The sequence below is a fragment of the Cryobacterium sp. Sr3 genome (assembly GCF_004402835.1).
Lineage (GTDB): Bacteria > Actinomycetota > Actinomycetes > Actinomycetales > Microbacteriaceae > Cryobacterium > Cryobacterium sandaracinum.
The window spans coordinates 22,892-48,728 of record NZ_SOFA01000029.1 but is presented as its reverse complement, the minus strand read 5'-3'; the positions used below and the strand labels follow the sequence as shown (position 1 = coordinate 48,728).

Annotated in this window: 25 protein-coding genes and 1 pseudogene; 18 read left to right on the top strand and 8 right to left on the bottom strand. The window is 62.5% G+C overall.

Annotation, left to right across the window (positions count from 1 at the left end; all coding sequences use genetic code 11):
* Window positions 1–9 precede the first annotated feature (9 nt).
* Together E3N94_RS08505 and E3N94_RS08500 are read left to right on the top strand one after the other, a co-directional pair.
* Window positions 10–546 (top strand): TQO small subunit DoxD, encoded by a 537-nt coding sequence (locus E3N94_RS08505; RefSeq protein WP_134341957.1) that lies wholly within the window; start codon window positions 10–12, stop codon window positions 544–546.
* Window positions 543–938: a hypothetical protein gene (locus tag E3N94_RS08500; RefSeq protein WP_134416642.1), complete on the top strand. Its 396-nt coding sequence runs from the start codon at window positions 543–545 to the stop codon at window positions 936–938. Before E3N94_RS08505 ends, E3N94_RS08500 begins: the two co-directional genes overlap by 4 nt.
* An 18-nt stretch (window positions 939–956) precedes the next feature.
* Here E3N94_RS08500 and E3N94_RS17180 read toward each other — a convergent pair whose 3' ends face one another.
* Window positions 957–1,184, bottom strand: coding sequence for a hypothetical protein (locus E3N94_RS17180; protein ID WP_233191443.1), 228 nt, complete (start codon window positions 1,182–1,184; stop codon window positions 957–959).
* Window positions 1,185–1,532: 348 nt separating this feature from the next.
* Here E3N94_RS17180 and E3N94_RS17175 point away from each other — a divergent pair, with 348 nt between their 5' ends.
* The 7 genes and pseudogenes from E3N94_RS17175 (at window position 1,533) to E3N94_RS08460 (ending at window position 8,883) form a co-directional block, all read left to right on the top strand.
* Complete coding sequence (locus tag E3N94_RS17175) at window positions 1,533–2,129, top strand: acyl-CoA dehydrogenase family protein (protein WP_233191444.1); 597 nt, start codon at window positions 1,533–1,535, stop codon at window positions 2,127–2,129.
* Window positions 2,126–2,938, top strand: coding sequence for a PhnD/SsuA/transferrin family substrate-binding protein (locus tag E3N94_RS08490; RefSeq protein ID WP_104101612.1), 813 nt, complete (start codon window positions 2,126–2,128; stop codon window positions 2,936–2,938). Before E3N94_RS17175 ends, E3N94_RS08490 begins: the two co-directional genes overlap by 4 nt.
* Window positions 2,939–2,988: 50 nt before the next feature.
* A complete protein-coding gene (locus E3N94_RS08485; protein ID WP_198411435.1) occupies window positions 2,989–3,954 on the top strand; it encodes a radical SAM protein in 966 nt (321 codons plus the stop codon).
* 960 nt (window positions 3,955–4,914) lie between these two features.
* Window positions 4,915–6,903 carry an aconitate hydratase gene (locus E3N94_RS08475; protein WP_134570082.1) on the top strand — a complete coding sequence of 663 codons (1,989 nt, stop codon included), beginning with the start codon at window positions 4,915–4,917 and terminating at the stop codon, window positions 6,901–6,903.
* Window positions 6,904–6,975: 72 nt separating this feature from the next.
* Window positions 6,976–7,169 (top strand): annotated as a pseudogene (gene gltD, locus E3N94_RS17170) (glutamate synthase); the annotation flags it as partial.
* A gap of 200 nt (window positions 7,170–7,369) precedes the next feature.
* Window positions 7,370–8,023 carry a DUF2249 domain-containing protein gene (locus E3N94_RS17580; RefSeq protein WP_134570081.1) on the top strand — a complete coding sequence of 218 codons (654 nt, stop codon included), beginning with the start codon at window positions 7,370–7,372 and terminating at the stop codon, window positions 8,021–8,023.
* A 371-nt stretch (window positions 8,024–8,394) separates the two neighbouring features.
* Window positions 8,395–8,883, top strand: coding sequence for an IS30 family transposase (locus E3N94_RS08460; RefSeq protein ID WP_134570080.1), 489 nt, complete (start codon window positions 8,395–8,397; stop codon window positions 8,881–8,883).
* 357 nt (window positions 8,884–9,240) lie between these two features.
* On the opposite strand, the gene E3N94_RS08455 is transcribed toward E3N94_RS08460, so the two are convergent.
* Complete coding sequence (locus tag E3N94_RS08455; RefSeq protein WP_134570079.1) at window positions 9,241–10,167, bottom strand: aldo/keto reductase; 927 nt, start codon at window positions 10,165–10,167, stop codon at window positions 9,241–9,243.
* Window positions 10,168–10,361: 194 nt separating this feature from the next.
* Window positions 10,362–12,314, bottom strand: coding sequence for a tandem-95 repeat protein (locus E3N94_RS08450; protein WP_134570078.1), 1,953 nt, complete (start codon window positions 12,312–12,314; stop codon window positions 10,362–10,364).
* A gap of 413 nt (window positions 12,315–12,727) precedes the next feature.
* Between E3N94_RS08450 and E3N94_RS08445 the strand changes: the two genes are divergently transcribed.
* Entirely contained in the window at window positions 12,728–14,104 is a 1,377-nt protein-coding gene (locus tag E3N94_RS08445) for a serine hydrolase (protein ID WP_134570077.1), read from the top strand.
* Between the two features lie 323 nt (window positions 14,105–14,427).
* Here E3N94_RS08445 and E3N94_RS08440 read toward each other — a convergent pair whose 3' ends face one another.
* Together E3N94_RS08440 and E3N94_RS08435 are read right to left on the bottom strand one after the other, a co-directional pair.
* On the bottom strand, window positions 14,428–14,688 hold the full coding sequence (locus E3N94_RS08440) for a carbonic anhydrase family protein (RefSeq protein WP_134416654.1): 261 nt from the start codon (window positions 14,686–14,688) through the stop codon (window positions 14,428–14,430).
* Window positions 14,689–14,730: 42 nt separating this feature from the next.
* On the bottom strand, window positions 14,731–15,189 hold the full coding sequence (locus E3N94_RS08435) for a carbonic anhydrase family protein (protein ID WP_134570076.1): 459 nt from the start codon (window positions 15,187–15,189) through the stop codon (window positions 14,731–14,733).
* Between the two features lie 228 nt (window positions 15,190–15,417).
* Between E3N94_RS08435 and E3N94_RS08430 the strand changes: the two genes are divergently transcribed.
* The 5 genes from E3N94_RS08430 (at window position 15,418) to E3N94_RS08410 (ending at window position 19,966) form a co-directional block, all read left to right on the top strand.
* A complete protein-coding gene (locus E3N94_RS08430) occupies window positions 15,418–15,984 on the top strand; it encodes a sigma-70 family RNA polymerase sigma factor (RefSeq protein WP_134570075.1) in 567 nt (188 codons plus the stop codon).
* Window positions 15,971–16,579: a hypothetical protein gene (locus E3N94_RS08425; protein ID WP_134373423.1), complete on the top strand. Its 609-nt coding sequence runs from the start codon at window positions 15,971–15,973 to the stop codon at window positions 16,577–16,579. The genes E3N94_RS08430 and E3N94_RS08425 overlap by 14 nt, the downstream gene beginning before the upstream one ends.
* A 210-nt stretch (window positions 16,580–16,789) precedes the next feature.
* The gene (locus tag E3N94_RS08420) at window positions 16,790–17,323 is read left to right on the top strand and encodes a TetR/AcrR family transcriptional regulator (RefSeq protein WP_104101666.1); all 534 of its coding nucleotides are present in this window, start codon (window positions 16,790–16,792) and stop codon (window positions 17,321–17,323) included.
* Complete coding sequence (locus E3N94_RS08415) at window positions 17,320–17,988, top strand: GAP family protein (protein WP_104101668.1); 669 nt, start codon at window positions 17,320–17,322, stop codon at window positions 17,986–17,988. The genes E3N94_RS08420 and E3N94_RS08415 overlap by 4 nt, the downstream gene beginning before the upstream one ends.
* Window positions 17,989–18,613: 625 nt before the next feature.
* A complete protein-coding gene (locus tag E3N94_RS08410) occupies window positions 18,614–19,966 on the top strand; it encodes a M1 family metallopeptidase (protein ID WP_233191446.1) in 1,353 nt (450 codons plus the stop codon).
* Window positions 19,967–20,289: 323 nt separating this feature from the next.
* Here the strand turns inward: E3N94_RS08410 and E3N94_RS08405 are convergent, their stop codons facing one another.
* A complete protein-coding gene (locus E3N94_RS08405) occupies window positions 20,290–20,745 on the bottom strand; it encodes an SRPBCC family protein (protein ID WP_104101671.1) in 456 nt (151 codons plus the stop codon).
* A gap of 1,223 nt (window positions 20,746–21,968) precedes the next feature.
* On the opposite strand from E3N94_RS08405, the gene E3N94_RS08400 reads away from it, so the two are divergent.
* Window positions 21,969–22,610, top strand: coding sequence for a DNA-3-methyladenine glycosylase (locus tag E3N94_RS08400; protein WP_134570074.1), 642 nt, complete (start codon window positions 21,969–21,971; stop codon window positions 22,608–22,610).
* 40 nt (window positions 22,611–22,650) lie between these two features.
* On the opposite strand, the gene E3N94_RS08395 is transcribed toward E3N94_RS08400, so the two are convergent.
* Window positions 22,651–22,950, bottom strand: coding sequence for a DUF2945 domain-containing protein (locus E3N94_RS08395; protein WP_347232578.1), 300 nt, complete (start codon window positions 22,948–22,950; stop codon window positions 22,651–22,653).
* Window positions 22,947–23,480, bottom strand: coding sequence for a DUF488 domain-containing protein (locus E3N94_RS08390; RefSeq protein WP_134570073.1), 534 nt, complete (start codon window positions 23,478–23,480; stop codon window positions 22,947–22,949). Before E3N94_RS08390 ends, E3N94_RS08395 begins: the two co-directional genes overlap by 4 nt.
* A gap of 244 nt (window positions 23,481–23,724) precedes the next feature.
* Between E3N94_RS08390 and E3N94_RS08385 the strand changes: the two genes are divergently transcribed.
* Both E3N94_RS08385 and E3N94_RS08380 read left to right on the top strand, forming a co-directional pair.
* Window positions 23,725–24,456, top strand: a complete 732-nt coding sequence (locus tag E3N94_RS08385) for a dienelactone hydrolase family protein (RefSeq protein WP_134570072.1) — start codon at window positions 23,725–23,727, stop codon at window positions 24,454–24,456.
* A gap of 85 nt (window positions 24,457–24,541) precedes the next feature.
* Window positions 24,542–24,988 carry a hypothetical protein gene (locus E3N94_RS08380; RefSeq protein WP_134419509.1) on the top strand — a complete coding sequence of 149 codons (447 nt, stop codon included), beginning with the start codon at window positions 24,542–24,544 and terminating at the stop codon, window positions 24,986–24,988.
* Window positions 24,989–25,837: the final 849 nt, after the last annotated feature.

Here is a 25,837-nt window from a genome sequence, read left to right as displayed (position 1 = left end):
ACGGTTCTCATGTCCCGAGTCAATGATGCGCCGGTTGTCGCGGTTCCCGTCTCCCGTGCGACAGGGGTTATGGTCGCGGTGCTCCGCGTCGGTGTGGCACTGATGTGGATCCAGAATGTCGCCTGGAAGATCCCTCCGGACTTCGGCCGAGCACAGGAGAACGGACTTTACTTCTGGGCGAGCCAGGCGATCGCCCATCCTGTTCTACCGCCCTACTCCTCACTCGTCGAAGCCGTCATCCTGCCCAATATCGAGGTCTTCGGGTGGTTCACCCTCCTCGTCGAAGGCGGACTCGGGGCTTTTCTGCTCATCGGCCTCGCCACGCGTTTCTGGGCTGTCGTCGGCATCGGCCAGACCCTGGCAATCACGCTTTCAGTACTTTTCGCCCCGAACGAATGGCACTGGTCGTACTATCTCATGGCGCTCGCTCACCTCGCGATCTTCGCGACCGCAGCTGGGCGAAGCTATGGAATCGACGGTGTCCTTCGCCAGCAGTGGGTGCAATCCTCAGGGCGCGCGGCCCGACTGATGATGAGGCTGTCATGAGGCGATCACCAGCCGGCTCGAGCGCCTTCGACCGCGCTAGCGTCCTTCTCGGCCTGGCCTCACTTGTGTTTGCGGGCTTTGTGTTCGGCGCCCAGCTTCCGACCGAATTCGACTTCGTGCACATCGGGGCAACTGGTGCTGTCGTTCTATTTGTGAGTGGCACACTCGCCATCGCCGGCGGTACCACTCGGCGCCCCGCGCTCTACGCTGCCGCCGGTGTTCTGCTGACCGTCGCCGCGCTCGCGCAACTCGCAGGGCTCGCGGCGTCTTTCAGGCCGCTGGGGGGCGACGCCTCTACCATGGCGGTCACCGGTGGTCTCGGCCTCGGGCTTCTCATGCTCGCCCGCGCTGTCCGTTCGCTCATTCGCACCCACGATTCCGACGAAAGGTAAGCCGTAATGGACCTGAATTCACGCGTTCAGCCCGTGCTCGACGTTGCACGAACTCACGCCCACGCAGTAGATGCGGATGGGCGTTTTCCACATGAGGCCGTCGCGGCCCTGCGCGAGTCCGGTTTGCTCGGACTCACTCTGCCCACTGAGGTTGGTGGTCTTGGTGCGGGGCCACGCGAGCTCGTCGAGGTCATCAGCCAGCTTGCGGGAGCGTGCGGGTCGACCTCCATGATCTATCTGATGCATGTGAGCGCTTCCATGCCCGTCGCAGCCGCACCGCCAGCGGGGATGCCCGCACTCCTCGAGGATCTCGCCAGCGGTCGCTCTCTTGCCTCCCTCGCGTTCTCTGAAGCGGGTTCCCGCTCACACTTCTGGACTCCGGTGTCGCGCGCGACCTCGACGTCAGACGGAATGCATATTTCGGCGAAAAAGAGTTGGGTGACCTCCGCAGGCCACGCGGATGTCTACATCATCTCTACCGGGACTGCGGATGCCGAGACCGTCGACCTGTTCGCGGTCCCGGCAGATAGCCCGGGGCTCAGCGTTGACCGGCCGTGGAGCGGTATGGGATTGCGTGGGAACTCCTCGAGCCCGATGACCATCGACATGGATTCTTCCGAGGGATTCCGTCTCGGGACGGCCGGTAGCGGATTCGGGCTCATGATGAGTTCTGTTTTGCCGTGGTTCAATCTCGGCAACTCGGCTGTGTCTATCGGGCTCAGCCGTGCGGCCGTCGACGCAGCGGTGAGGCATACGGTGGGAACCCGGCTGGAGCATCTCGACCAAAGCCTGTCAGCGCTACCGACAATTCGGGCGCAGTTGGCGAAGATGTCAATCGATCTCGCGAATGCGAGCGCGTACCTTGATCGGGCCGCTGGTCGCGTGGCTGACCCGCAGGAGGATACCCCCCTATTCGTGCTCGGCAGCAAGGCATCATCGAACGATGCCGCACTGCGAATTACGGATGCCGCGATGCGCGTCTGCGGCGGTGCGGCGTTCTCGGAGCACCTGCAAATAGATCGGTACTTTCGCGATGCCCGCGCGGGCCACGTGATGGCTCCGACATCCGATGTGCTCTATGAGTTCTACGGCAGGGCGATCACTGGCCGCCCACTTTTCGACGCCCCGGAAACCGTCGCAGCACCCGCCGCCCAAACTCGTGACACTGCCTCTACGGGTGCTGCAGCGTGAGTGCGCCCCTGATCATCGGCTCCGTTGCGTACTCTCCCAATGTCGTACCCATCTGGGAAGGGATGCGAGACTACTTCGCCGAGACCTCAACGCCGATCGACTTCATGCTGTTCTCAAATTATGCGAGTCTGGTGGACTCCCTCATCACGGGAACAATCGATCTCGCGTGGAATACCAACCTGGCCTGGGTGCGCACTGTCGCCCAGACGGATGGAGCATGCCGTGCACTCGCGTCCCGGGATACGGACCTTGTGTTCCAGACGGTGTTCGTCGCCCGAGCAGGCAGCGGTTTCACCGGGCTGGAGAGTCTTCGTGGACGTCGACTTGCCCTGGGGTCACGCGATTCAGCGCAAGCCGCCATCCTTCCCGTACATTTCCTGCGTGAGGCGGGGATCGGCGAAACGGATGTCGATCTCACTCGCATCAATAGCGATGTCGGGAAACACGGTGATACGGGCAGGAGCGAACTCGACGCCCTTCGCGCGGTGCTCGAGGATCGGGCGGATGCTGCGGCGATCGGCATCAACACGTGGCAAGCGATCGGTCGCGGTGAGCTCCTCCCCGGCGCGTTCGAGTCCTTCTGGATCTCCCCCGAGTACAGCCACTGCACCTTCACCGCCATGCCGTCGCTGACGATCGACCGGTCGGACGAGTGGGTGGCAAACCTATTCGCGATGGACTGGGAGAACCTCGAACATCAGCGAATCCTCGAGATGGAAGGCCTGCGGGCGTGGGTGTCGCCGAAACTTGACGGGTATGCCTCGCTCATCGCGGCCGTGCGGGAACAGAAAGTATCGGACCGCTGGTGACCGCGAGCCCTCCGGTAGGCGCGGGCCTGCTCCTCGACCTGGTCGAGAACGTGAGCCGGGTGGCAACAGGCCGTACGGCTTCTGTCGACTTCGGGACATGCGATCGGGAGGCCGCCCTGGAACTCATCTCAGCGTGGTGCCTTTCGAGTGGGAATGAGATCGTCAGCATGGTGGGGTCGGCCATCACCGTGCTCCACGGCCGCTCGCCCGACCCGCTCGCCGGGCTCGATCCCGGTCAGCTCCCAGGATCCCGGGTCTGGGTATACACCAATTTCGATTGCAATCTGGCTTGCGACTATTGCTGCGTTCGGTCGTCTCCGAAGGCAGAGCGGAGAGCCATCGGAATGGATCGAGTCCGGCAGATCGCGCACGAGGCTGCAGATGCCGACGTCAAAGAGCTCATCCTCACCGGCGGAGAGCCGTTCTTGCTGAATGACCTCGACGAGTTGGTCAATGCCTGCACGAACAAACTGCCCACGACGTTGCTCACCAACGGCATGCTTTTTCACGGCAGGCGGCGCGAGCGCCTGCGTCGAATGGACCGCTCCCAGCTCGTGCTGCAGATCAGTCTCGACTCTGCCACATCCGAGATCCATGACAGCCACCGCGGCTCCGGGTCCTGGGCCAGGGCCGTCGCGGGCATCCAAATCGCACACGACGAGGGATTTCGAGTCAAGGTCGCAGCCACTTTGCCGGCCGACCAGATGCACGAACTCGCGCCGTTTCACGCCTTTCTCGATACTCTCGGTATCCTGCGGGACGACCAGGTAATCCGCGCACTCGCCCACCGCGGAGTCGCTGAATCCGGCATAGAACTGACCGTTGACTCGCTCATACCCGAGGTGACGATCACCGCCGACGGCGTTTACTGGCATCCCGTTGCCGCCGACCACGACGACCAATTCGTAACGGAAAACATCTTCCCGCTTGCAGATGCGATCGCTGAAGTGACCCGCCGATTCATCGCGCATCGCCGTTCCGCCAACGCAATCTCGGAATGGTTCCCCTGCGCGTGACCGTATCGGCTCGGCGAGCATCCGCGTGGTCTCGGTTCACCCGGGCGGCGAATTCAGGTGGTGTGTGCAACACCGGTTTGATTTGTTCGATTCGAGATTAGTATGGCGAGGTCTTCTGCGGGCGTTCGGTAGCCGTGGCGTGTGCGGGGCCGGCGGTTGAGCTCGGCGGCAACGTTCTCGAGGATCCCGGACCCTACGGCCTCTGGTGGGACCCTCCGGCCTCTGCGGTCGCTGTGTTGCCCGCCCTGACCGCAACGCGGCGGCAACTTCCAAGCGCAACGATCCACGACCTTGAACGTAGCGGGCCTGGTAGATCGTCTCGTGTGACACCTGCATCTCCACATTCTTCGGATGCTCGACTTTCAGTCGACCCGCAACCTGTTCCGGGCTGAACCGATCAGTGAGCATCACGGTGACCTGTTCCCGTAACGCTAATCCGTCCAGCTTCCGGGCTCTTGGCCGCCGAGCCCTTGCCCAGGTCTGCTCCTGCGCGAGCGAGGGCACGTAGCGGCCGGCGGCCTGTTTTCTGGTCACCTCCCGACTGATCGTCGACGGCGCCCGGCCCAGTGCCGCTGCGATGCGACGCACCCCGTGACCCCGGGCGAGCTGGAATCCGATCTCTTCTCGCTCTCGCAACGATCAAAGTCCGACACGGGCGACACTGAAATCCTGAACCGGTGATGGCAGCACCTTCTGATGCTCGCTTAACCACCGATACCCAGTAGGACGCGACACCCCCGCGGCCTGCGCCGCGACGGCGACCGACAGCCCCGCGTCCACCCCCTCCCAAAGCCCCGTCTTCCCGGTCCATCTTTCCAGTACAGAGGACGTCCATTCTCCCTGGAAAAGCTAGCCCCAGCGCCACGAGTGGCCTACCTTGGGGACGAGCGGAATACCCCGGAGGCCAATTCGCTACCGCCGTATGTCGGCGGGCACCGCTATCGAGTAAGGAAGCTCACCGTGGCATACAACGTCGCCCAGAAACTCATCGCGTCGCACCTGGTCTCCGGGGAGATGGTGCCGGGGACCGAAATCGGCCTGCACATCGACCAGACCCTCACCCAGGACGCGACCGGGACCCTGGTCATGCTGGAGTTGGAGGCGCTGGGACTGGATCGCGCGCGCACGGAGGTTTCCGTGCAGTACGTCGACCACAACCTGTTGCAGGCCGACAGCAAGAACGCGGAGGACCACGACTTTCTCCGCTCCGCCTGCCAACGGTTCGGCCTGTGGTTCTCGAAGGCCGGGAACGGGGTGTCGCACCCCACGCATATGCAGCGGTTCGGCATCCCCGGCAAGACGATGGTCGGCTCCGACAGCCACACCCCGGCCGCCGGCTCGCTGGGGATGCTGGCCATCGGCGTCGGCGGCACCGAGGTGGCCCTGGCCATAGCCGGCGAGCCCTTGTACATCAGGATGCCCGAAATCTGGGGCGTGAAGCTCACCGGACAACTGCCGCCGTGGACCAGTGCCAAAGACGTCATCCTCGAAATGCTGCGCCGGCACGGCGTCAAGGGCGGCGTCAACCGGATCATCGAATACTACGGCCCCGGCCTCGCCACCCTGACCGCGATGGATCGGCACGTGATCGCCAATATGGGCGCCGAACTGGGCGCGACCACCACCGTTTTCCCGGCCGACGCTCAGGTGCAAACCTTCCTGCGCGCCGAACAGCGCGAGCAGGATTTCACCGAACTGCTCGCGGACGAGGATGCGACCTACGACGTGACCGGGGAGATCGATTTGGCTTCTATCGTGCCGTTGATCGCGCTTCCCAGCTCGCCCGGCGACGTCGTGCCGGTGCGCGAAGTGGCGGGGCGCCCGGTGGGACAGGTCGTGATCGGGTCGTCCGCGAATCCGGGCCTGCGCGATTTCGCGATCGTGGCCGCGATCACGAAGGGGCGGCAGTCATTCCCCGGCCTGTCCCTCGACGTGAATCCCAGCTCCCGGCAGATTCTGCAGGACATGACCATCATGGGGGCCACCCTGGATCTGATCGGGGCGGGGGCTCGACTGCATCAGTCCGGCTGTATGGGCTGCATCGGCATGGGCCAGGCCCCAGCGAATGGCAGCATCAGCCTGCGCACGATGCCGCGCAACTTTCCCGGCCGCTCGGGCACCCAGGAAGACTCGGTCTACCTATGTTCGCCGGAGACGGGGGCCGCCGCCGCGCTGACGGGACAGATCACCGATCCGCGGGACCTGCCCGGGCTCTTCGGCTTGGAATATCCCCAGATCACACTTCCGGCGGTGTCGAGCGTGAACCTGGCGATGCTCGAGAAGCCCTTACCGCCGGAGGAATCCATAGCGGTGCACCTGGTCAAGGGCGAAAACATCTCCTCGTTGCCGGTCTTCGGACCGCTCTCCGAGCACATCGAGGCACCTGTCGCCCTGATCGTGGGCGATGACATTTCGACGGATGAGATCCTGCCGGCGGGTGCGCGCGTGCTCCCTTTCCGCAGCAACGTCCCCAAGCTCGCCGAATTCACCTTCGACCAAGTCGACCCGACCTACCCGACTCGCGCTGCCCAAACCCGAGATACGACCGGCCACATGATCGTCGCCGGTGCCAACTATGGGCAGGGCTCCTCGAGGGAGCACGCCGCGATCACCCCGCGCTTCCTAGGATTAAGGGTGGTGCTGGCGGTCTCGTTCGCACGCATCCACTGGCAGAATCTGGCCAACTTCGGCGCGCTGGCGCTCCAGTTCGCGGATGCGGCCGATCACGATCGCATCGCGCAGGATGACGTGCTCGTGCTCGACGGGATTCGTGAGGCTCTCTCGAACGGAACGGAGATCCTCGTGCGCAACACAACCCGTGATGAGGTCTACTCCGTGCGCCACGAACTCTCGACCCGGCAGATCGAGATGCTCCTCGTCGGTGGCCTCATCCCGTGGCTGCGCACCCGGAGCGCGCGCGGAGCCGCCGTTCCGGAGGAAACCAAATAGGCCCGCGCAGTTTCATTTTGCGGCAAATTTTCATTCTGTGACGGTAACCGCATCCAGTGCCCGACCGATCTCAATATCGCATGTGACGGTGAGTACTAGACCAGCCACGAGGGCGTGTCCGGCGCCGGTGATGCCAGCCGGGGACAGTCGCTCATCGTCTGGGCCTTCGCTGAAGGTCGCGCCGCAGCAGCCGTCGATCGTTTCTTGGAGGTGAGACGCAGCTGCCCTCCCCAAGCCAACGGACCACCCCTTCGCCATCTAATTGACTTTCAACCCAACGGCGGCACTATGCGCCTAGGCCGCGCGGAAAACGGAGATCAACAAGCATGAGATCCTCGAAAATCAGCAGACTCCACGCGCTGGCAGCGTGGCCGGCTCCGAACTGAGAACGGGCGGCACCGACCAGCCACGCGCGGCAATCACAGCACCGTTGACACGCGCACAGCGGTAGCGGAGCATGAGGGAAATGGAAGTTGAGAACGACATGCAAAAGAAGTCGCTCACCGCACTCGTGCGCCACCATCTCAATCACGCACGGGACGCATCCAGCGGTCGCAGCGCGGAGACCGTTTACGGCGGCCACGTGCACGTCCTCCGGCAAACGCTGATCGCGCTCCGTGCCGGGCGACGCCTTGGAGAACACGACAACCTGGCTGAAGCAACCGTGCAGGTCCTCGAGGGGCGGGTCGTTCTCACCTCGGGTGGCGCATCGTGGTCTGGATGGCGCGGGGACCTGATCACGATGCCGCCGGGCCGCAACTCGCTGGAGGCTGTCGAAGACGCGGTCATCCTGCTCACCGTGGCGAAGCTCATCGCTCCGGCGCGGCGTCCTCCGCCGATTGCACTCGGCAAGCCGACGGCAGATGGGGGCCGTGACGGGACGACCGAGGGGACGGACACCATCGTGCTCGACGCCCGCACCATCCCGCACGCCATCTGGCACGCGGCCGTCTTCGGCGCGCTCGACGCCGTTGTGCCGGGGTTCGCCCTGGACGTGATCGAACCGCACGACCCCCAACGGATGCTGGCGGAACTTCAGCAGAGCCAGCCAAACACTTTCGACGTGAGCTACATCGAACGAGGCCCGGAGCTCTGGCGGGTGCGTTTCAGCCGCGCTTAACCGACAGAGCCGACCGGTGAATTCGGGGAAGTTGTTGGTGGCCAGGAGGCGTTCGATCTCTTGGCGGCCGTCATCGCGCCAAGTGAGTCCGTTCCACTCCAAATATTTCCCCACCTTGACCGCCAGAATCGTCAACAGTACGCGGCACGCTGAGGAGCAACCAAACCACCCGCATTTCCAGTCAGGAGAACCGAATTCCCGTGGAGTAAACGCGATGGGGAGACCATCCCTGCGGATGATCTCCCCGGAAACCGTGTGAATGGCGACTAGCTGAAGGAATCTCCACAGGCGCAACTGCTGCCCGCGTTCAACAGTGGAGACCCAGGCAGATCAGTCACCAGCTGCGGATCGATTTTCCGTGACAGCCCGAGATGGACGTCGTGCACGAAAGTATCTATCGGGCTCTGTATTCGCCGCACGCAAACGGGCTGTCCCGGGGAATGGCCCGTCACCTCCGAACCGGGCGCCGCGGGCGTCCGACCCACCGTCACACGACGAAACGGCGTTCGAGGTTCTCCGGCCCGCTGCTGGGCGAGCGCCCCGTTGAGGTCGACACCCGACTGGTTCCCGGCCATTGCGAAGGCGACCTCGTCTGCGGAACCTTTAACCGTTCAGCCATTGCGACCCTCGTGGAACGCACCACTGGCATGCTCCTGCTCGTGCACCTGAACGGCAAACGCGACGCCGCCACCGTCCGTGAACGCGTCGGTCAGGCCATGTCAGGGCCGCCGGCGCACCTACGAAAATCATTGACCTGGGACCAGGGTTCGGAAATGGCTGAGTATCTGCAGTTTCAGACCGAGACGAACATCCCGGTCGCGATGGTGATTTCCTGGTGTCGGGATATCTCCGCTCCCTGATCCCAGGTCGTCGAGCGGCGCAGCCTGCGTCGCGACGGCCACCGACAGCCCCGCGTCCAACTCCTCCCAAAGCGACAAACGAACGCTCAAAGGCGACAACGGTCGAGCCAACAACAACACCCCACAGAACTCAGGGTGTTGCGCTCACCACCTGGACTCGCCGACGACCTCATTGGCGTGATGTCCACCTTGCCGACGGCACGCCCTTCTCGGGTCATCATTGTCGACGTAGCGTAGGCGGGTGATTCCCGGCGGCACGGCCGACAAGCTGCACGACCCCTCGTGCAATTCATCGCGTCGCTGGCCGCCGGGGTTACCTGCATCTGGGGTCAGGAAGACGATGTGGAGCGCTCCTGTTTATGGGAGGACATGCCCAGCGGTCGTGAAGAGGCGGTACCACTCCTCACGGCTGAGCGGAATTTCGGACCCTGCGGCAGACTCCACCACTCGCGCGGGCTTGGTCGTCCCCAGGACCACCTGAATGTTGGCCGGGTGCCTGGTGATCCAGGCGACCGCGATCCCCGTCGGCGTGACCCCGTGGGCGGCGGCGATGTCATCGAGGGCGTCATTGAGCGGGCCGTAAATCTCCCGGTCGCCCACGAACACGCCGTCGAAGATGCCGCTCTGGAATGGCGACCAGGCCTGCAGGGTGATGTCGTTCAGTCTGCTGTACTCGAGGAGCCCGTTGTCGCGGTCAATCGACTGGTCCAGCCCTGCCATGTTGGCAGCAACTCCCTGCGCGATCAACGGCGCGTGGGTGATGCTCAGCTGCACCTGGTTGAAGGCCAGCGGCTGGTTGACCGAACGCTTCAGCAGTTCGATCACCCCGGGCGTCTGGTTGGAGACACCGAAGTTGCGCACCTTTCCCGCGGCGTGCAGCGCGTCGAACGCCGCAGCAACATCCTCGGGCTCGACCAGAGTGTCCGGACGGTGCAGCAGCAAGATATCCAGGTAGTCGATGTTCAGCGCCGCGAGAGACTCGTCGACCGAGCGGAGGATGTGCTCCTTGGAGAAATCGAAAAAGCCCTGACGGATGCCGACCTTTGACTGAATGATGACCGCCTCACGCTCTGCGTCCGTGAACGTGACCGCGTCACCGAACCGCTTTTCGCAGCCGTGCGCGCCACCGTAGATATCGGCGTGATCAAAGAAATTGATGCCGGCATCCCGCGCGGTGCCGACGAGAGCGCGGATCTCCTCATCGTCCATGTCCGAGATCCTCATCATCCCGAGAATGACATTGGATGCCTGCAGATTTGTACGCGGAGGGTTGTATATCTTCATCAGACCATCCTGCCCTACTTCGAATTTCTGCCAGCTCGCGCTCAAAGAAAAACCAAGGGGGAAGAGGGAGCCGAGAACCGAGTGAACTTTGCACCGTCAACGGACGCATGGAATCGTCAAAAGTGGTCGAGAGCGTGTTGGATCTGTCTTCACAAACAGCACTCATCTTGGGCCATCGCCTAGGTGGTGGTGAATCAATCTACTCGAAGAAGGTTTTCTGAGAAAGACCGGCGGCGTTTGCGGACGAGAAGAAGTCCCGTCAGGAAGAGCAGAGTCGCGAGAATTATCGGTTGGCCAGGGTCGGCGCCCGTGGCTGCGAGAGATCGACCAGCATCGACTGGCGGGCCGCCTACCACGCCGACCTTCACTGTGACAGTGGCGGTGTCGCAATTGCCGTCAACGTCACAAACTTTGTAGGTGAAGGAGTCGGTGCCGGTGTAGCTGGAGTCGGGCGAATAAGTTACCTCTCCGACATCAGGGTCAACATCGACGGTGCCGTGGCTGGGGCCGGCAACGATCGAGACCGAAGTCGGGTCAAGATCACCATCACGGTCAGTGTCATTGTCGAGGACATCGATGACTACTGGTTTGCCGGTAGTCGTGGTCACGTCGTTGTCTGCAGCAACTGGTGGCGTACTGGTTGCCGGAGGAGCCGTAACCCTGACTGTGACGATTGCGGTGTCGCAACGGTCTGTGGTGTCGCAGATCTCATACGTAAACGTATCGGTCCCCGTGTACAACGAGTCCGCGGTGTATCTGATCTCACCAGAAACAGGGTCGACCGAGAAGGCACCGTGTGATGGCGCCACAGTCACCGACACGGTCGTGACATCGAGATTTGCGTCGACGTCCGAATCGTTGTCCGCGACATCAATCACTAATGTGACACCGGAGACGGCCGGCGAGCTGTCATCAACAGCCACCGGCGAAGACTGAACCACCGGAACTGCAGTGACGTTGAGGGTCACCGTGGCGGGGTCACACACCGGTCGACCATCACAAATGCGGTACTCGAACGAGTCCGAGCCGACATACGAACCCGACGGCGTGTACGTGACAACACCCGTGGTCGCGTTGACCGACGTCGTCCCGTGGGCAGGCGGTGTCGTGACCACGACCGATGTCAGATCCAGGTCGCCATCAACATCAGTGTCATTCGCCGGAACATCAACCGTACGGGCCACCCCAGAAGTCGCCGCAAACGGCCCATCATCAACAGCCACCGGCGAAGACTGAACCACCGGGTTCGTGGCGGTGACGGACTTGGTATACGTGCCGAGATCGGAGTTGTAGTGGTACGAGGAGCCCGAATAGTCGTAGATGTTTGCATTGACAAGACCGGTACCTGGAGCTTTTACCAAGGCTGTGACCGTGACCACGATCGAGTTGCCGCCTGCCTTGCCCGTCCCTAGACAGGACCTGTAGGACCCACTTGTCGTAACCGGGTCCCATGTGCACGCGTTGGCGTAGAAACCGGCGGTCGGCGGACCGCCAGCCCCTGTTTCTGGCTGCGTATAGGTGCCAGTCACGGACAGAATTTCAAAAATGGTGCCGTCAAGTGAGGGCCCAGCGGACAGCTGCTCGTAACCCTGTGTGGCAGTCTTTCCCGTCAGTGAGTAGCTGACTGTCTGACCGACAACAACATTTGTCGGTCCTGTCACGGAGGTCACTGCGTTGCGGTTTTGAGAGACGAGCTTCTCAACGTAAATCTCGCGTGTCGTCGGGGTGCTCACGGTGGTGACTCCCGGGGCCGCAGCCGAAATCGTGAAGCCACGTTTGGCGTTGTAGGCCGCCGCATCGCGTGTGATCTCGACCGTCCACCATAGCTTCGTGCACGAATTGGCAGCGATAGCGGGAACACTTTTTGTCGCAGTGCTGTCGAGATTGATGTAGGTATTGGCAGTCGTCCAATTCCATGCCACGTCAACACCGCTAACCGCCGTGCCGGTTACGTTGCATACCTTGGCACCAACCGAAAACTGGTTGGGCCCTGACGTAACACTGTTGCTGTCCAACCCGACGACGTTCCACTCGGTGGGGGTGATCGTTAGCGAATTAGTAGCGGCAGAAGCGGGTGAAACGCACACAGCGAGAATAATGGCGCTCAGGGCCGTGATCGCACCAACGCGAAATTTGACAGGAATCAAGACAGGGGCCTTTTGCTAGTCGGGTTTCTCGAGGGTGCAAGTTCCTCCGAGCAAGACCATGCCGCCGCTAGGTGTCGGTGGCGAGATCTTGAAGATCCTGTCAATAAGGGTCCGGACTGTACATACCCCAGTTAGGGACTGTGCGGAAGCCGGATTGAGCCAAACACATCGCATCCGACGAGACCGGTGGAACACCGCTACGGGCCCGACGGTCTCGGTATGGGCCACATACTGCCCGAGGGGGGCGATTCGCTTAGCATTTAAGATAATCCGACGCGCGTGAACAGGGGCAAACTTGAACCAACCTCCGAGCGATCTCAAGACTTTTTTCGACCGGGCCGATTGGATGCGCAACTTCAGCAAGCCGTCCGAGCCCGAGTACCCGAATCCGTTCGACCCGGCACAATTGAACCATGACCCCGCTCCCCCGCAGCACCCCCGAGGCCGAGGGAATCTCCTCCGCCGCCATTCTCGATTTCATCGCCGCGGCGGAGGCGCAGCTCGAGAGCCTGCACAGCCTCATGGTCGTTCGACACGGTTGCGTCATTGCGGAGGGCTGGTGGTATCCCTTCGCGGCGCAGCATCCGCACCTCATGTTCTCGGTGAGCAAGAGCTTCACCTCGACCGCCGTCGGGCTCGCCATCGGCGAGGGCCGGCTCACATTCGACGACCTCGTCGTCGACCTGCTACCAGACGACCTGCCCAAGCAGATCCACCCGCACCTGGCCGCGCTGACTGTGCGCCATCTGCTCACCATGACCACGGGGCATCCGACCGATACGGTGTCCCTCGCCGACGACTCGCACGGTGACAACTGGGCGCGCACCATCCTGGCCCAGCCCCTCGAGTTCGCGCCGGGCACCCACTACGTCTACAACAGCGGCGCGAGCTACCTGCTCTCGGCGATCCTGCAGCGGCTCACCGGAGAGCGTCTGTTCGACTACCTCACCCCGCGGCTGTTCGACCCGCTCGGCATCATCGGCGCCACGTGGGAGTCCTGCCCGCGCGGCATCGACGCCGGCGGCTGGGGGCTCTCCCTCACGACCGAGCAGCTCGCGACCTTCGGCCAGCTGCTGCTGCAACGCGGCGAATGGAACGGCACGCGACTCGTGCCGGCGGAGTGGATCGACGAGGCCACCCGGGTGCAGGTGGACACGTCGGGCACCGAGCACGACGTCGACGGCCGTCAGGGCTACGGCTACCAGTTCTGGCGAAACCGGCCGACCGGTTACCGCGCTGACGGAGCGTTCGGTCAGTTCTGCCTCGTGCTTCCAGAAACGGATGCCGTGGTCGTGCTGACTGCGGCGCTCCCGACCGCGCAGCGCGCGCTCGATCTCGTCTGGGAACACCTGCTGCCCGCTTTCACCGACCAGCCGCTCGCAGAGATACCGAGTGGTCTTGCCGGAAAGCTGGCGGGCCTCACCCTGCCGACCGTCGTGGGCGAACCCACGTCACAGACGGCGGCGCGGGTGGCGGGCGTCCGCTTCGACTTCGACGATGCGGACGTGACCGCGGTAACTTTCGAGCCGGGACTGCTCACGATCATCCGTGGCGGCGTGGGCCGGCGGCTAGCCTTCGGCCACGGCGAATGGGTGGCATCCGCCGATGCCCCGGTACTGGCGAGCGGCGCGTGGGTCTCCCCCAGCACTCTGGTCGTGCGGGCGCACAACGTGGGCACGCCGTTCTCGCGCACGTACACGCTCGAGTTTCGGGATGACGCGTTGACCCTCGACATCGAGCAGAGCGTGGCGTTCGGGGATCCGCCCCCTACTCGCCTGGTCAGCCGGTAGCTGTGCAGATCCCCGTGGTTCCGTGCCTGAACGTGCCTGCATGATGGCGATCGTGAGGAGACACGGCCAACTACACGGCGTTCCGTATGAATCCGCGCAGATAGGCGCGAAGGACTGGATCACAGACATAGACGATTTCGTCGCGGACTGAAATTTCGTCCATGCCGCAAACCTAGCAGTGTCGAGTTCCATCGGACTTTGGCGGCAGATGCGAGGCCTTCCAGCGAAGCCTTGCCGCTGGCGAACTTCAGCCTGCCCACAATCGCCACTTATGGGTTCCGGGCCCGGAAGCCCCGGCGCGCTGGCCCGGAACGACCCGGCCGCTACCCCTCGATCCCGAGCTTCACGGATCCGCCAACCACATCCCGGTCCCCCAGCGGCTGCGCCGGCCGTGCATTGTGACTGTGTGCGCCTTCAAGTGTGCCGATCTGCTCCGCCAACATCGAGATCGGCGTGCTCGTCACGACCCACTGCACATCCTCGGTGCACGGCGGTGTGGTCAGACTGCCCGAGTACTCGTAGTTGTCCAGCGTCCGCGGCAGCACGGCCGCGATATCCATTGTCACGTCCTCGTCGTCAGCCATATGCGTGGCCCTGTCGATGAACGGCGCCAGGACGCCGGATGTTTACCCCTCGGCCACGAGGATGCCCAGCACCAGTGGATTGCCAGCCGCATCCGCGTGCACCAGGTGCAGCTCGGCCGCCGCCGGCTGGCCGTTCACGGTGTGCTCCGACGGCACGTGGGCGTGCATCTGCTGCAGACTGTACTCGTCGCCGGCGAAAGTCAGGGTCTCGCCCTCGCCGTCGGCCTCGAACTCCACCGCGTGCCCGGTGTCGAACACATCGGCCTCCGCGTCCTCCGCGCTCAGCTGGATGACCGAGCTCGGTGCGGGCATGGTCGCGGGCAGGTCGATCGGGGACTGGGCGGTGCCCGCGCCGCAGGCCGCGAAGCCGGGGTCCACCTCCGCCCACGATGCCGGTCCGCTCGCGCCGTCGCAAGACCATCGCGCCGGCTCCGCCACCGGTGGCTTGCTCGACTCCGGCGCGGGCTGGGCGCAGCCGACAAGGGTGATCGCGGCCACCATGAGAGCTGAGGTGATGAGCCAAGGTCGTGCGGACCTGGGAACTCCTGGAAAACGGCATAGAAAAACGCCACACCGAACATGTGGCGTGACCACTCTTGTGACAGAGCTGCTTTCCCGAATTATCCTCTCGCTGCACCCGGTCTACGGTCACCGCCGATCTCCTGCAGTGCGAAAGCACCTCGCCTGAAATCCCCACGCCCCTGCCGGACATCCCTCAGTATGAGAGTTGTGACCGACACCGATCGCGAGAAGCGAATGCATAACCTCGCCGTGCTCGTCGTCGACCCTGTGCGCCGCTATCTGCACCGCCGCACCGACGCCGCGACGGCCGACGACGTGATCGGCGACACTCTGCTGGTGTGCTGGCGCCGCCTCGACGAGGTGCCCGACGACGCACTTCCCTGGGCGATCGTCGTCGCTCGACAGTGCCTCAGCAACGCTCAACGCGCCGAGCGCCGGCGCATCCGTCTCATCGGCCGCATCATTGCCATCGACCCGCCGCCGGCCGCTGCGGACGAGAACCCCGCAGCATCGACCGTCGATGGCGCCGCCAAGACGGCCCGCGTGACCACCGCCCTCGCCGGCCTGCGTCGAAACGACGCGGAGATCCTGCGGCTGTGGGCATGGGACGAGCTGAAAAGCCCGCAGATTGCCGTCGTGCTCGGCATCAGCGCGAACGCAGCGGCGATCCGCCTACACCGTGCGAAGGCTCGCCTCATGCAGGAGCTACTGAAATCCGGCGACCCGACCGGACATGTACCGTACGACGAAGGGAGCGAAGATGCACGACGATGACCGTGCGCTGCGCGATCAGCTGCGTGCCGCCGATCCGGCCCGCACGCTGCCCCCTGCCTCGCCGACATGGCTCGACCACAGAATGGAGCAGATCATGACCGACCAATCCCCTATCACCACGACCGTCACCCCCACGGCGCCGCGACGCGCCTTGCGGCGGTGGATGCCGGTGGTCGGCATCGCCTCCGGCCTCGCCATCGCCGCCGCAATCGTCGTGCCCCTCGTCGTCGTCGGCCCGGAGCCCACCGTCGAGGCGTTGCAGCCTCCCATGGACGGAGGCCTCGCGAGCGGCAGCTGCCTCAGGCTCGAGCCGGCGACCGTCGCGGCGCAGGAGCAGGCGTTCGCCGCGACGGTGCTGCAGATCCAGGGCGACACCGTTCTGCTGGAGGTCAGGGAGCGCTTCGCTGGCGACGTCGCCGACCGCGTGGAGGTAACGCAGGTCGACGCGATGACCTCCGACTTCTCGGGCGTGCCCTTCGTGGTCGGCCAGAGCTACCTCGTCGGCGCAGTCGATGGAACGATCACCGGCTGCGGCGTCACCGGGGCCGACAGCGCTGAGCTTCGCGCGGTCTACGACGCAGCGTTCCCTGGCTGATCCACGCCCGCGAGCGGATGACGGGACCGGTGCCGGAATCGTCACATCTGGTTTCGGACCCCGCGGCGGTCAGTGAGACCGTTGTGTCGTGCCCCGGAAGAAAACGAGTTTGCCGGATGCGACAGTAACTCACTGCTGCGCCGGGATAATCTCCTGGCCGATCAACAACGATGTCCGACCGACCGGTCGGTTCGCATCTAGGATGGTCCCATGGATCGTCGGTCACTTATTCTCAGCGCAGCCCGAAACCTCACTCTCGAGCGCGGTGTTGTGCCGTCCTTGAACAGCACCGCGAGTGCTGCGGGGGTGTCGAAGGGCGGACTGATCCATCATTTTCCTTCGCGCGCGGCTCTTGTTCAGGGCTTGGCCATCGGGGCGTTGGAGGAGCTCGACGTAGCGATGCTTGCGGCGTCGATGGAGGGCCGGGCGGCGGAAGCCTGGCTCAGGCTTTCCGTGCCGACGGGTGATGACGTGGCTCTGTTCCGAGCTTTAGCGGTCGCGCACCGGGCGGTCGAGTCGCCGGGTGATGACGTCGCTACCGCCGCGCAGGAAGCCGGCTCTCGGTGGGAGGCCATGATTCAGAAGGAAACGGGCGACGTCACACGCGCGCGGGTGATCCGCCTCGTCGGTGACGGACTCGCAGCCAACGTGATCGCCGGCATCGAGCCTGCCCCCACCCCCGCACAACTCGACGCACTCCTCGACGCCCTGATCCCTCGACCCGGTGGTGCGTCAAGACAATGAGTGGAGCGCTACTGGGCGCGATTGCCGGCCTAGCGGCCCTCGACGCCTTCAATCCTGCGACCATCGTCGCCGTCACACTCATCCTGCTTGTTGCACCCAGTCGGCCCGGACTAACGGCACTGGTGACCATTCTCGGCGCGGCCACAACCGTGTTCGTGGCGGGTGCAGCACTGTTTCTCGGCGCTAGCGCAGCCGCAGGCGCCGTCGGCGGCATTGTGCTCGCGCTGCGCTATGTCGCCTTCGGGGCAGCGGGAGCCGCGGTGGTTATCGCTGGCGTTCGACGCTTCCGAACCCGACCCCGCAAACCCATCGAACTGCCCACGTGGTTTACCCCGTGGACTGCATTCCCTTTTGGCGCACTACTCACGGCCGCCGATCTGCCCAACGCGTTCCCCTACTTCATCGCTATCGAAAGGCTCCTCGACGCGCAAGCCAGCACAGGTGAAGCGCTCCTGGTGCTGGCCGGGTATACGGTCATCTACTGCCTACCCTGCCTAACGCTCCTAGTCATCGGCCTGCTCTCTCGCCAACGAACCCATGCGCTCCTGGCCCGCATCACCAACAGACTCGGAACCGGAGACGTCCCAGCGTCACATCCGGCGGCGATCGCGCTCATGACCCTTGGTCTCTTCGTCGGGACTCTGCCTCTCTGGGCTCTCAGCTAACATCGTCCGCCCCTTCTTTCTGGGTCTTCATCCTGTCTGGCCATTCGCGACGCATGGGTCCACTACCTCCTCGGTAGCTTCATCGAAGTGGTACTTCTCATCGCCATTGCCGTAACCGCATGGAAGTGGCCGCCGACTCAAGTCGCATACTCACCGACGTAGGCAACCAACGCGAAGAGCCCGCGTCACAGTCCCACGGACATCCACTCGCGGGAGCAACGACTCCGGGTGCACTGTGCTTGCTGCGCCAATTCCATGAGCGCGGTTGATGTTGCCGGAGATGGGCGCTAAATTGTGGATTCCCTGAATTTAACCGTCGTCTTCACGCTTTTCTCCAGTCCAGCCAGTCCATATTCGACCTCACTGCCAACAAAGGGGATGTCCCTTGGATTCATTGAGAAGGCTCACAACCGTCGCACTCGCGGGGTTATCCGTGTTCGCTTTGGCCGCCTGCGGAACCGGAACAGCAGTAACCCCCAACGCGTCCGACGCCAGGGCGAGGTTAGCTCCAGCGGTCGCAATCGTGCCGACAACGGTCGCGTCTGGCGCATTCAGTGAGACGGCGCAGGTCTCCCTTGGGAAGGACGGGGCGCGCTCTACGGCCGGCGCGGCCGGAAGCGGTGACGTGTACTTCCCCAACGCCGGCAACGGCGGGTACGACGTCCAGCACTACGACCTTGCCCTTCGCTACACGCCGCCGACGGAACCCACGGTCCTCACAGGCCGCCTCAGCGGCGTCGCGACCATCACACTCCGCGCGAAGCAGGATCTGCAGTCGCTTAACTTCGACTTACGCGGCCTCGACGTTTCGTCGGTCCGGGTGGACGGCAAGGCGGCGGCACACGGGAAAGCGCAAGGCAAAGACAGCGCCGAGTGGTCACAGAAGCAGGACAATGCAAACCGATACTGGGAACTCACCGTTGAGCTGCGGCCGAAGCTCGAAGCAGGACAGACGACGACCATTGTCATTGAATATGGCGGGATCACCGGGCGGCCACTAGACACCACCGGGGCCCTTTACGGGTGGGTCACCACTGCTGATGGCGCGATGGTGGTCAACGAGCCCGATGGAGCGGCGACCTGGTACCCCGTGAACGACGACCCGGAAGACAAGGCAACTTACAGGTTCCGCATCACGGTGCCGGCCGGTAAGACAGCTGTGGCAAACGGGCTGCCCGCCGGGGCGCCCAAGACAAAGGCCGGCTGGACAACATGGACGTGGCGGGCATCCGACCCGATGTCCAGCTACCTGTCGACGGCGAGCGTAGGCGACTACGCCTTGTCCCGCGACGTGAGTCCGGACGGTCTGCCGATCATCAATGCGATCGACGATGGAGTGACGGGCGCGCCTCTTGCAGAAACAGCGGCGGCACTCGCGCTGCAGCCCCAGATGATCACCTTTCTGGAGGCCCAATTCGGGCGATACCCGTTCGAGTCGTTCGGCGCCATTGTCGACGACGACTCGGTCGACTACGCCCTAGAGACTCAGACCCGCCCGGTGTACTCCGAGGTCGCGGACGAAAACACAGTGGTGCACGAACTGGGGCACCAGTGGTTCGGCAACTCTGTGACCCCGGCTGATTGGAAGGACATCTGGCTGAACGAAGGCTGGGCGACCTATATCGAGTGGCTCTGGGCAGAACATCAGGGCACCGCATCAATTTCCAATCAGTTCGCCGACACGGTGGCATACCTGGACGCAAACGACGGCTGGGCACTCAACATCGCAGACCCGGGTCGCGACAGCCTCTTTGCGAATCCGGTCTATCTGCGAGGCGCGGCTACCCTGTACGCATTGCGCGCGAAGATCGGTGACGACGCGTTCTTCGCCGGCGCCCGCTTGTGGCTGACTGAGTACGACGACTCGAATGCGACCACTGCGGACTTCGAAGCCGTAATGGAAGAGAGCTCAGGCCAGCAACTCCAGACTTTCTTCGACGACTGGTTGCGCGAAGGCGACCGCCCGGCAATGCCCTAGCCATCAGCGCAGTCCCTGGCAAGGAGAACCCGAAGGTTCACGGCTCGATGTGCCCCGAGCAATCGAGCCCGACTGACTTCATGCGCCCGGACAAAGTGAAACACACAGCGTTCGAGACCATCCGACACAGGTGAACACAGAAAAACAGCCGGAGCTACGGCGCTGAAGAAGAACTCGCAGCCACACGAAACCGCAAGATCCACTCAAACCAGAAATCGTTCCTGAGAAGCCCCAGGTGCGATTTCTTTATATTTGCCTTCACTGATCCGGTTGACCGACGACTCTATCCAGTAGCGCTTGCCGAGGTTGGTCTTCCGGCAGCGTCAGGCCTTCACATCTCCGCGCCATCCGCCGTCGGAGGTTCCCTTCGCCTCGATGAACTCCTTAAAGTTCCTGAGGTCTTTTTTAATGGCGTGATCGTCGATACCGAGAGCGGCCCCAGCCTTCTCAAGCAGCCCTGTCGCCTCCCAATCAAGCTGTACCGTCACCCGTGTCTCGTTCGCGGCCAACTTATGGAACGTGACAACTCCCGCGTGGTCAACCTGGCCGCCGGTGCTGTTCCAGGCAACACGCTCGTCAGGGTGCTGCTCAGTTATCCGAGCCTCAAACTCGCGCTCCACGCCACCGACTTTAACCTTCCACTCGGTGAGAGTGTCGGTCACCTGCGTGACGGATTCAACAAAACTGAGAAACTTTGGAAACTCCTCGAATTTTGTCCACTGGTTATACGCGACGGTAACGGGAACGTTGACGTCGACAGTCTCGATGGCGTTGGGCATGATGACCTCCTAATGCGAATTCGACGGATGAAATAGTTTCTGCAATCCCATTCACAGTACCGAAGGCTAATCCAAGGTCAACCCGGGTAAGGAAAAACTCGCGGGAACGAGAAGGTTCCTGTGCGTGGAACCTCAGCAGCGTGAACAGGCGATGGGACGGGCTGAACGACGGGCGAGGGAGACTCTTCAGAATCTCTCTCGGTCCCAGGGCGAAGGGCGACCAAAATGCACTTCAGATCGATGACGATCGCGGCCGTGGGGCTAAGCGACGCCGCCCCGGCACCCAACTCTTGCATGCAGTGCAGAATCGCCTCGACTGCCGCTACGGCGGCATCAAGGGGTGCGCTATCACGCGGGCCATCGTCCGGGGCACGCAAGGTTTCTGCGACTGCGTGCAGGGCATCGCTGAGAACCGGAGGCAGTTCGGGCGGCAGCTCAAGGGGAATCGGTTTACCCCAGATCATGCCCGCAAAAACCTCGGACAGGTTGCGCACGTGAAAGGTGACGTTCTCCAGGGCCGCGAGGCCCTCCTAGTCAACAACAAGATTTCTGCGGTTGAAACGAGCGCGAGGGTTACCCTTACGACTCTCATCGGCGCGTTGCACAGCCGATTTGACGTCTCGTGCCGCGTCCGTGAGTGCGCTGCCCCTGGTCGCCCGGAGTTGACGCTCGGGAGGCCAACTCCCAACCAAGGCCACGCCGATATCGCTGAGGTGCGTGGCGAGGGTGCCTCAAAAACTGCTCAACCGCTCGACCTCCGCCCACAGTAAGCCATCGCATGCCTCCGATAAGGGGGCCGAGGCCGATGACCAGCCAGATCGTCTAAACGCTGGGCTCGCTCAGGATGAGCACGGCCCCGGCGAGGGCGATTCCGAAGGCCAGCCCAGCGAGGGTTTGTAAAGCGCTGCGGAGCGAACGCATGAGGATTGAGTGCATGCTCAGAAGTGCGCCCAGCGGCGCGTAGTACCGCAATTCCTGAGCGTTTCCAGGGAGGAAAGGGAACGGTGTCCAGGCAATCGCCACAGCAACAGAGATCCCGGTGATCTGGAGGAATCGCGGAGGTTGGAGACGACGACGAACCGACGTCACCGTCTCATGCCGCTGCATCTCTTGCGCTGCTCATTCAAAAAATTATTTCGCGTGACGTTGAGACCAGATCAACTTCTGAGATGCTCTGAACGCTCGTTCGCGCGTTGCTCGCCAGGAATGCATACGATAACCAAGTGACTTTGCCGAACGGATTTCATCTAGCGAACCGAGAGTTCTTTGCCCGCGAGGTGCTCAATGTCGCACCCGAAATTCTCGGCTGCATCCTTCAACGCACCGATGACGACGGCATTGTGACCATTCGAATTACCGAGGTCGAGGCGTACGCGGGTGAACGCGACCCCGGCGCACACGCCTATCGGGGCCAGACGAATCGGAACAAGACAATGTTCGGTCCCGCCGGGCACCTCTACTGCTACTTCACCTATGGAATGCACCACTCGCTGAACCTCGTCGCCGGACAACCAGGACAGCCATACGGTTGTCTCATCAGGGCGGGAGACGTGATGGGAGGTGCCGCCATTGCCCGCAGCCGTCGAGAAAGCAAACCACGAAAAGTTCCTCTTCCCAGTAGCAGTTTGGCGCGGGGCCCTGGCTGCGTTGCCCAAACCTTCGGGGCAACCCTGGCAAACGACGGTGACGATCTTTTTGGCGGACAGTGGAAGTTTTTCGTTCCGGATGATGGCCTGGTGTTACCCCACCGAACCGGACCACGCGTTGGCGTCAGCGGACGCGGCGGCAATGCGATGAATTTCCCCTGGCGATACTGGTTAGCTGATGCGGCATCCGTCTCAACCTACAAACCAGGCCGCCCGTAACCGTGGCTCGCCGTTTGTCTGCATTGGTGGCCGCGGGTGGTTATATTTTCGTCAGGGCCTCGCCCTTGTGCATCGCCACGTGGTCGGTCGTGTCACTCGTGATCTCGTACTGCGGATCATCGGGACTGCAGCGGTGAGTGTGCCCTTTGTATTCCACGTCTATCGTATGAATTTTCGCGATGGTGCCGTGTACATGGCCGGCCTCGGAGTTCCAGCGCACGTGATCGCCGACTGAGTATTTTTTTGTCATTGGTATGCCTTCCACTGCCATAATCTTGCTGGATCTTTCGAGCGTATTCGCTGCACCATCTTGCTTCGAATTGGCACCCTCGGGTTTCACTCTTCCGGTGGATACCAGAGGCGGTTACCATCGACTTTCGCGAAGCTGGTGAGGGTGTGGGGCTTGGTCGAGGTCAGGCTCATGATGTCGGCAACCTGCAGAGCGCGAGCCAGCAACGCGTCTCCGATCAGTGATCGGTGACAACGCCAGGGCACGGCCTCGGCACACATGATCGCCACCGTCTGCTTCTTCGTCAGCGCCACCAACTCGTCAACGCCGGCAACGAACTCGGGCGTTTGCATGTAGTCGGCATAGTTGCGAAAGCTTCTGTTACGCCACGCTCCGTTGATAGATGCTTCTGCCGCCGGAGTATGCCGTAACCCGCCTAGCTCGGGAAGTCGCTGATAGTCAATACCTGCCTCCGGCATGCTTGTGTCGAGTTCGTGTTCCCCAAATTGTGGGTTGTGGCGAGACCCGGGAACGGTGCGAACGTCGATGAGTCGTTCGACACCATTTGCTTTCAACATTCCAACGAACTCATCAACGGGATGAGTGGAATGCCCGATCGTGTACACACAGATTCCGGCCATGTTCCCATTGAACCGCAGTACTGAAGCCCGCATCAGAAATGTGAGATTTATGCGCCCGACACTCGGCTCCGCGATAAAGGGCGCAGCCTCGTATGGTGGCATCGCTCTGTTGCCGTCCTGAAGCCATCGGTAACCTGATCAGTGACGAAGCTTCTTCGTTCCAGCCCGCCGGTTCACGCGGAAAAGGCGAGGATACCTCCGGTGAAGCCGCTGTCACTGGATTCCTGAACGAACGGAAGAAAGCATGCAATCTATCCCGGCCCGTTCCGACCATTCGCATGCGAATAAAACTGCAGGGGCTGGTGGTGTCCCATTGACAGTGTCAATGCCGGTGGGCGTAGCCCGGGCTGGAGTCATTGTGCTCCACGAGGTCTGGGGCCTCTCCGCACCGGTCACCGCTCTCGTCGTCCGCCTAGCCGGCTGCGGCTATATCACCGCCGCGCCGCACCTCTACCACCGCATCGCAGACCCCGTCGTCACCAATGGGAAATTCACACAAGCCCGCCGTCACCACGACACCCTCACGAGGGAAGGGCTCACATTTGACATCGAGAGCGCCTTGTCCTGGGTCCGTGCCCAAGGAGCACAGAAAGTAGCGGTAATAGGATTCTCCATGGGAGGCACCCTCGCATTGTGGGCGGCAGCAACACTGCACATCGATGCCGCAGTCACCTTCTACGGTGCCGGCCTGGATTCGCCACGCTGGCCTGGCATCCTCAGCGGAATCGATGCCGTACGCGTGCTCAAGGCTCCCTGGTTGGGAATATATGCCGGCACAGACGCCAGCACCCCGGCCCGTGACCTCCAACAGGTGCGCGAAATCCTCACCCATAACACCACGCAATCCGCGGTGGTTGTTTACCCCAGAGTCCGTCACGGCTTCGCCCTGGACCCGGACCTTCCACGCCACGCCGCAGACGAGACGACAGACGCATTCGAGCGAACATCCCTCTTCCTAAAAACCCATCTACGCTAAACCACCCAGCCAGTCCCGTAAATGGTGTCGCTCGTCGGTCACCCGGCGCATCACACCTAGCGCCATACGCGATGCACGTGGCCCAATGAGGACGGAATGGCCCATCATCGATACAGCAACAAACCGGGAGCGCATCAAGAGCCGCACCGCGTTCCAACTCCACGTCAAGGAGAAGCCCGATGCAAATGGCCGCGTCGTGCTGCGCTGCCCCGCACTGGCCGCCAGCCCGACCGTGACCTGCCCCTTACGAGAACTGCTCAAGACCGTGACGGACAAGATCCGCCCCGCGGTCGACGTAGAAGATCTGCCCGACTTCGCGGACAAGATCTGCAGCCAGCATTCCGTGTCCTTTGACATTGCCAACAACCGGCGCAACGCGGAGGCGTTCGAATACGGCACGAAGGAATGGGATGAATTCCACGACCATGCTCGCAACTCCATCGAGTCCCTGAACGACCAGATCAAAAGCAACGGGCCTGAGGACATCGAGTCCGCCAGGCGCCGCCAGGTGCGCGGATTCGGCGCCGCGTGAAATATCGTCGCCATCCTGCTGACGAACTTCAACCTCCGCAAAATCGCCGCTTTCATCAGCGACAAAATTAGGGACAACGCAAAAAACACGTTCACGGAGAACCCGTCGTCCGCCCGATTCGCCGCCGCGACCGCGAATGGCACAACCCCTACACCGACACCTACCCGGCCGGCGTCATGCGGCCCGACAAGGTCAAACACCTCGCATCGGACGAAACCGGCGGACCACCGCTACGGACCTAACAGTCCCGCTCAGGACCAGATACCGCTCAGATAGCAAAAACACTTAGCATTCGAGACAATCCGGCGCGCGCAAACGCTTAAAAAGCTGCAGGACAGCCGATGGCACGACGACAACTCAAGCATCGCGACCGAAATCGGACGCGAGAACCCCTTCAACCAGAAATCGTTCCCGAGAGGCCTCAGGAGCGATTTCTTTTTGTTTCGACCGGACCATTTCGTGAAGAGTTTCGCGAACGGCCCTTTGGTCGGGCTGACAGGATTTGAACCTGCGACCCTTTTATGGTTCAGGCCTTAACTTCGATTTCGCCAAATGTCTTGGAAAACTCGCGGATTCCCTTGTTTTTACAGGGAACCGGGCGGTTCACTATATCTAACTGCACCTGGTCGATTACGGTCGGCCAAGAATGATTTTGATGGGTAAGCGATGGGCAACTGCATCCACTCGAACCAAGGACGACTGATAGTCGTCTCGACGGTATCGCCCACCCGGAACTGCTGCAGAGTACCCGCGGATTTCCACGGTTTGCGTGTTCAGCCGGTTGTGCAGGAAGCCGTAAGCCGATCCGGTCGGCCCAGACCACGTTTTCAGGCGGCTTCGACACTAATG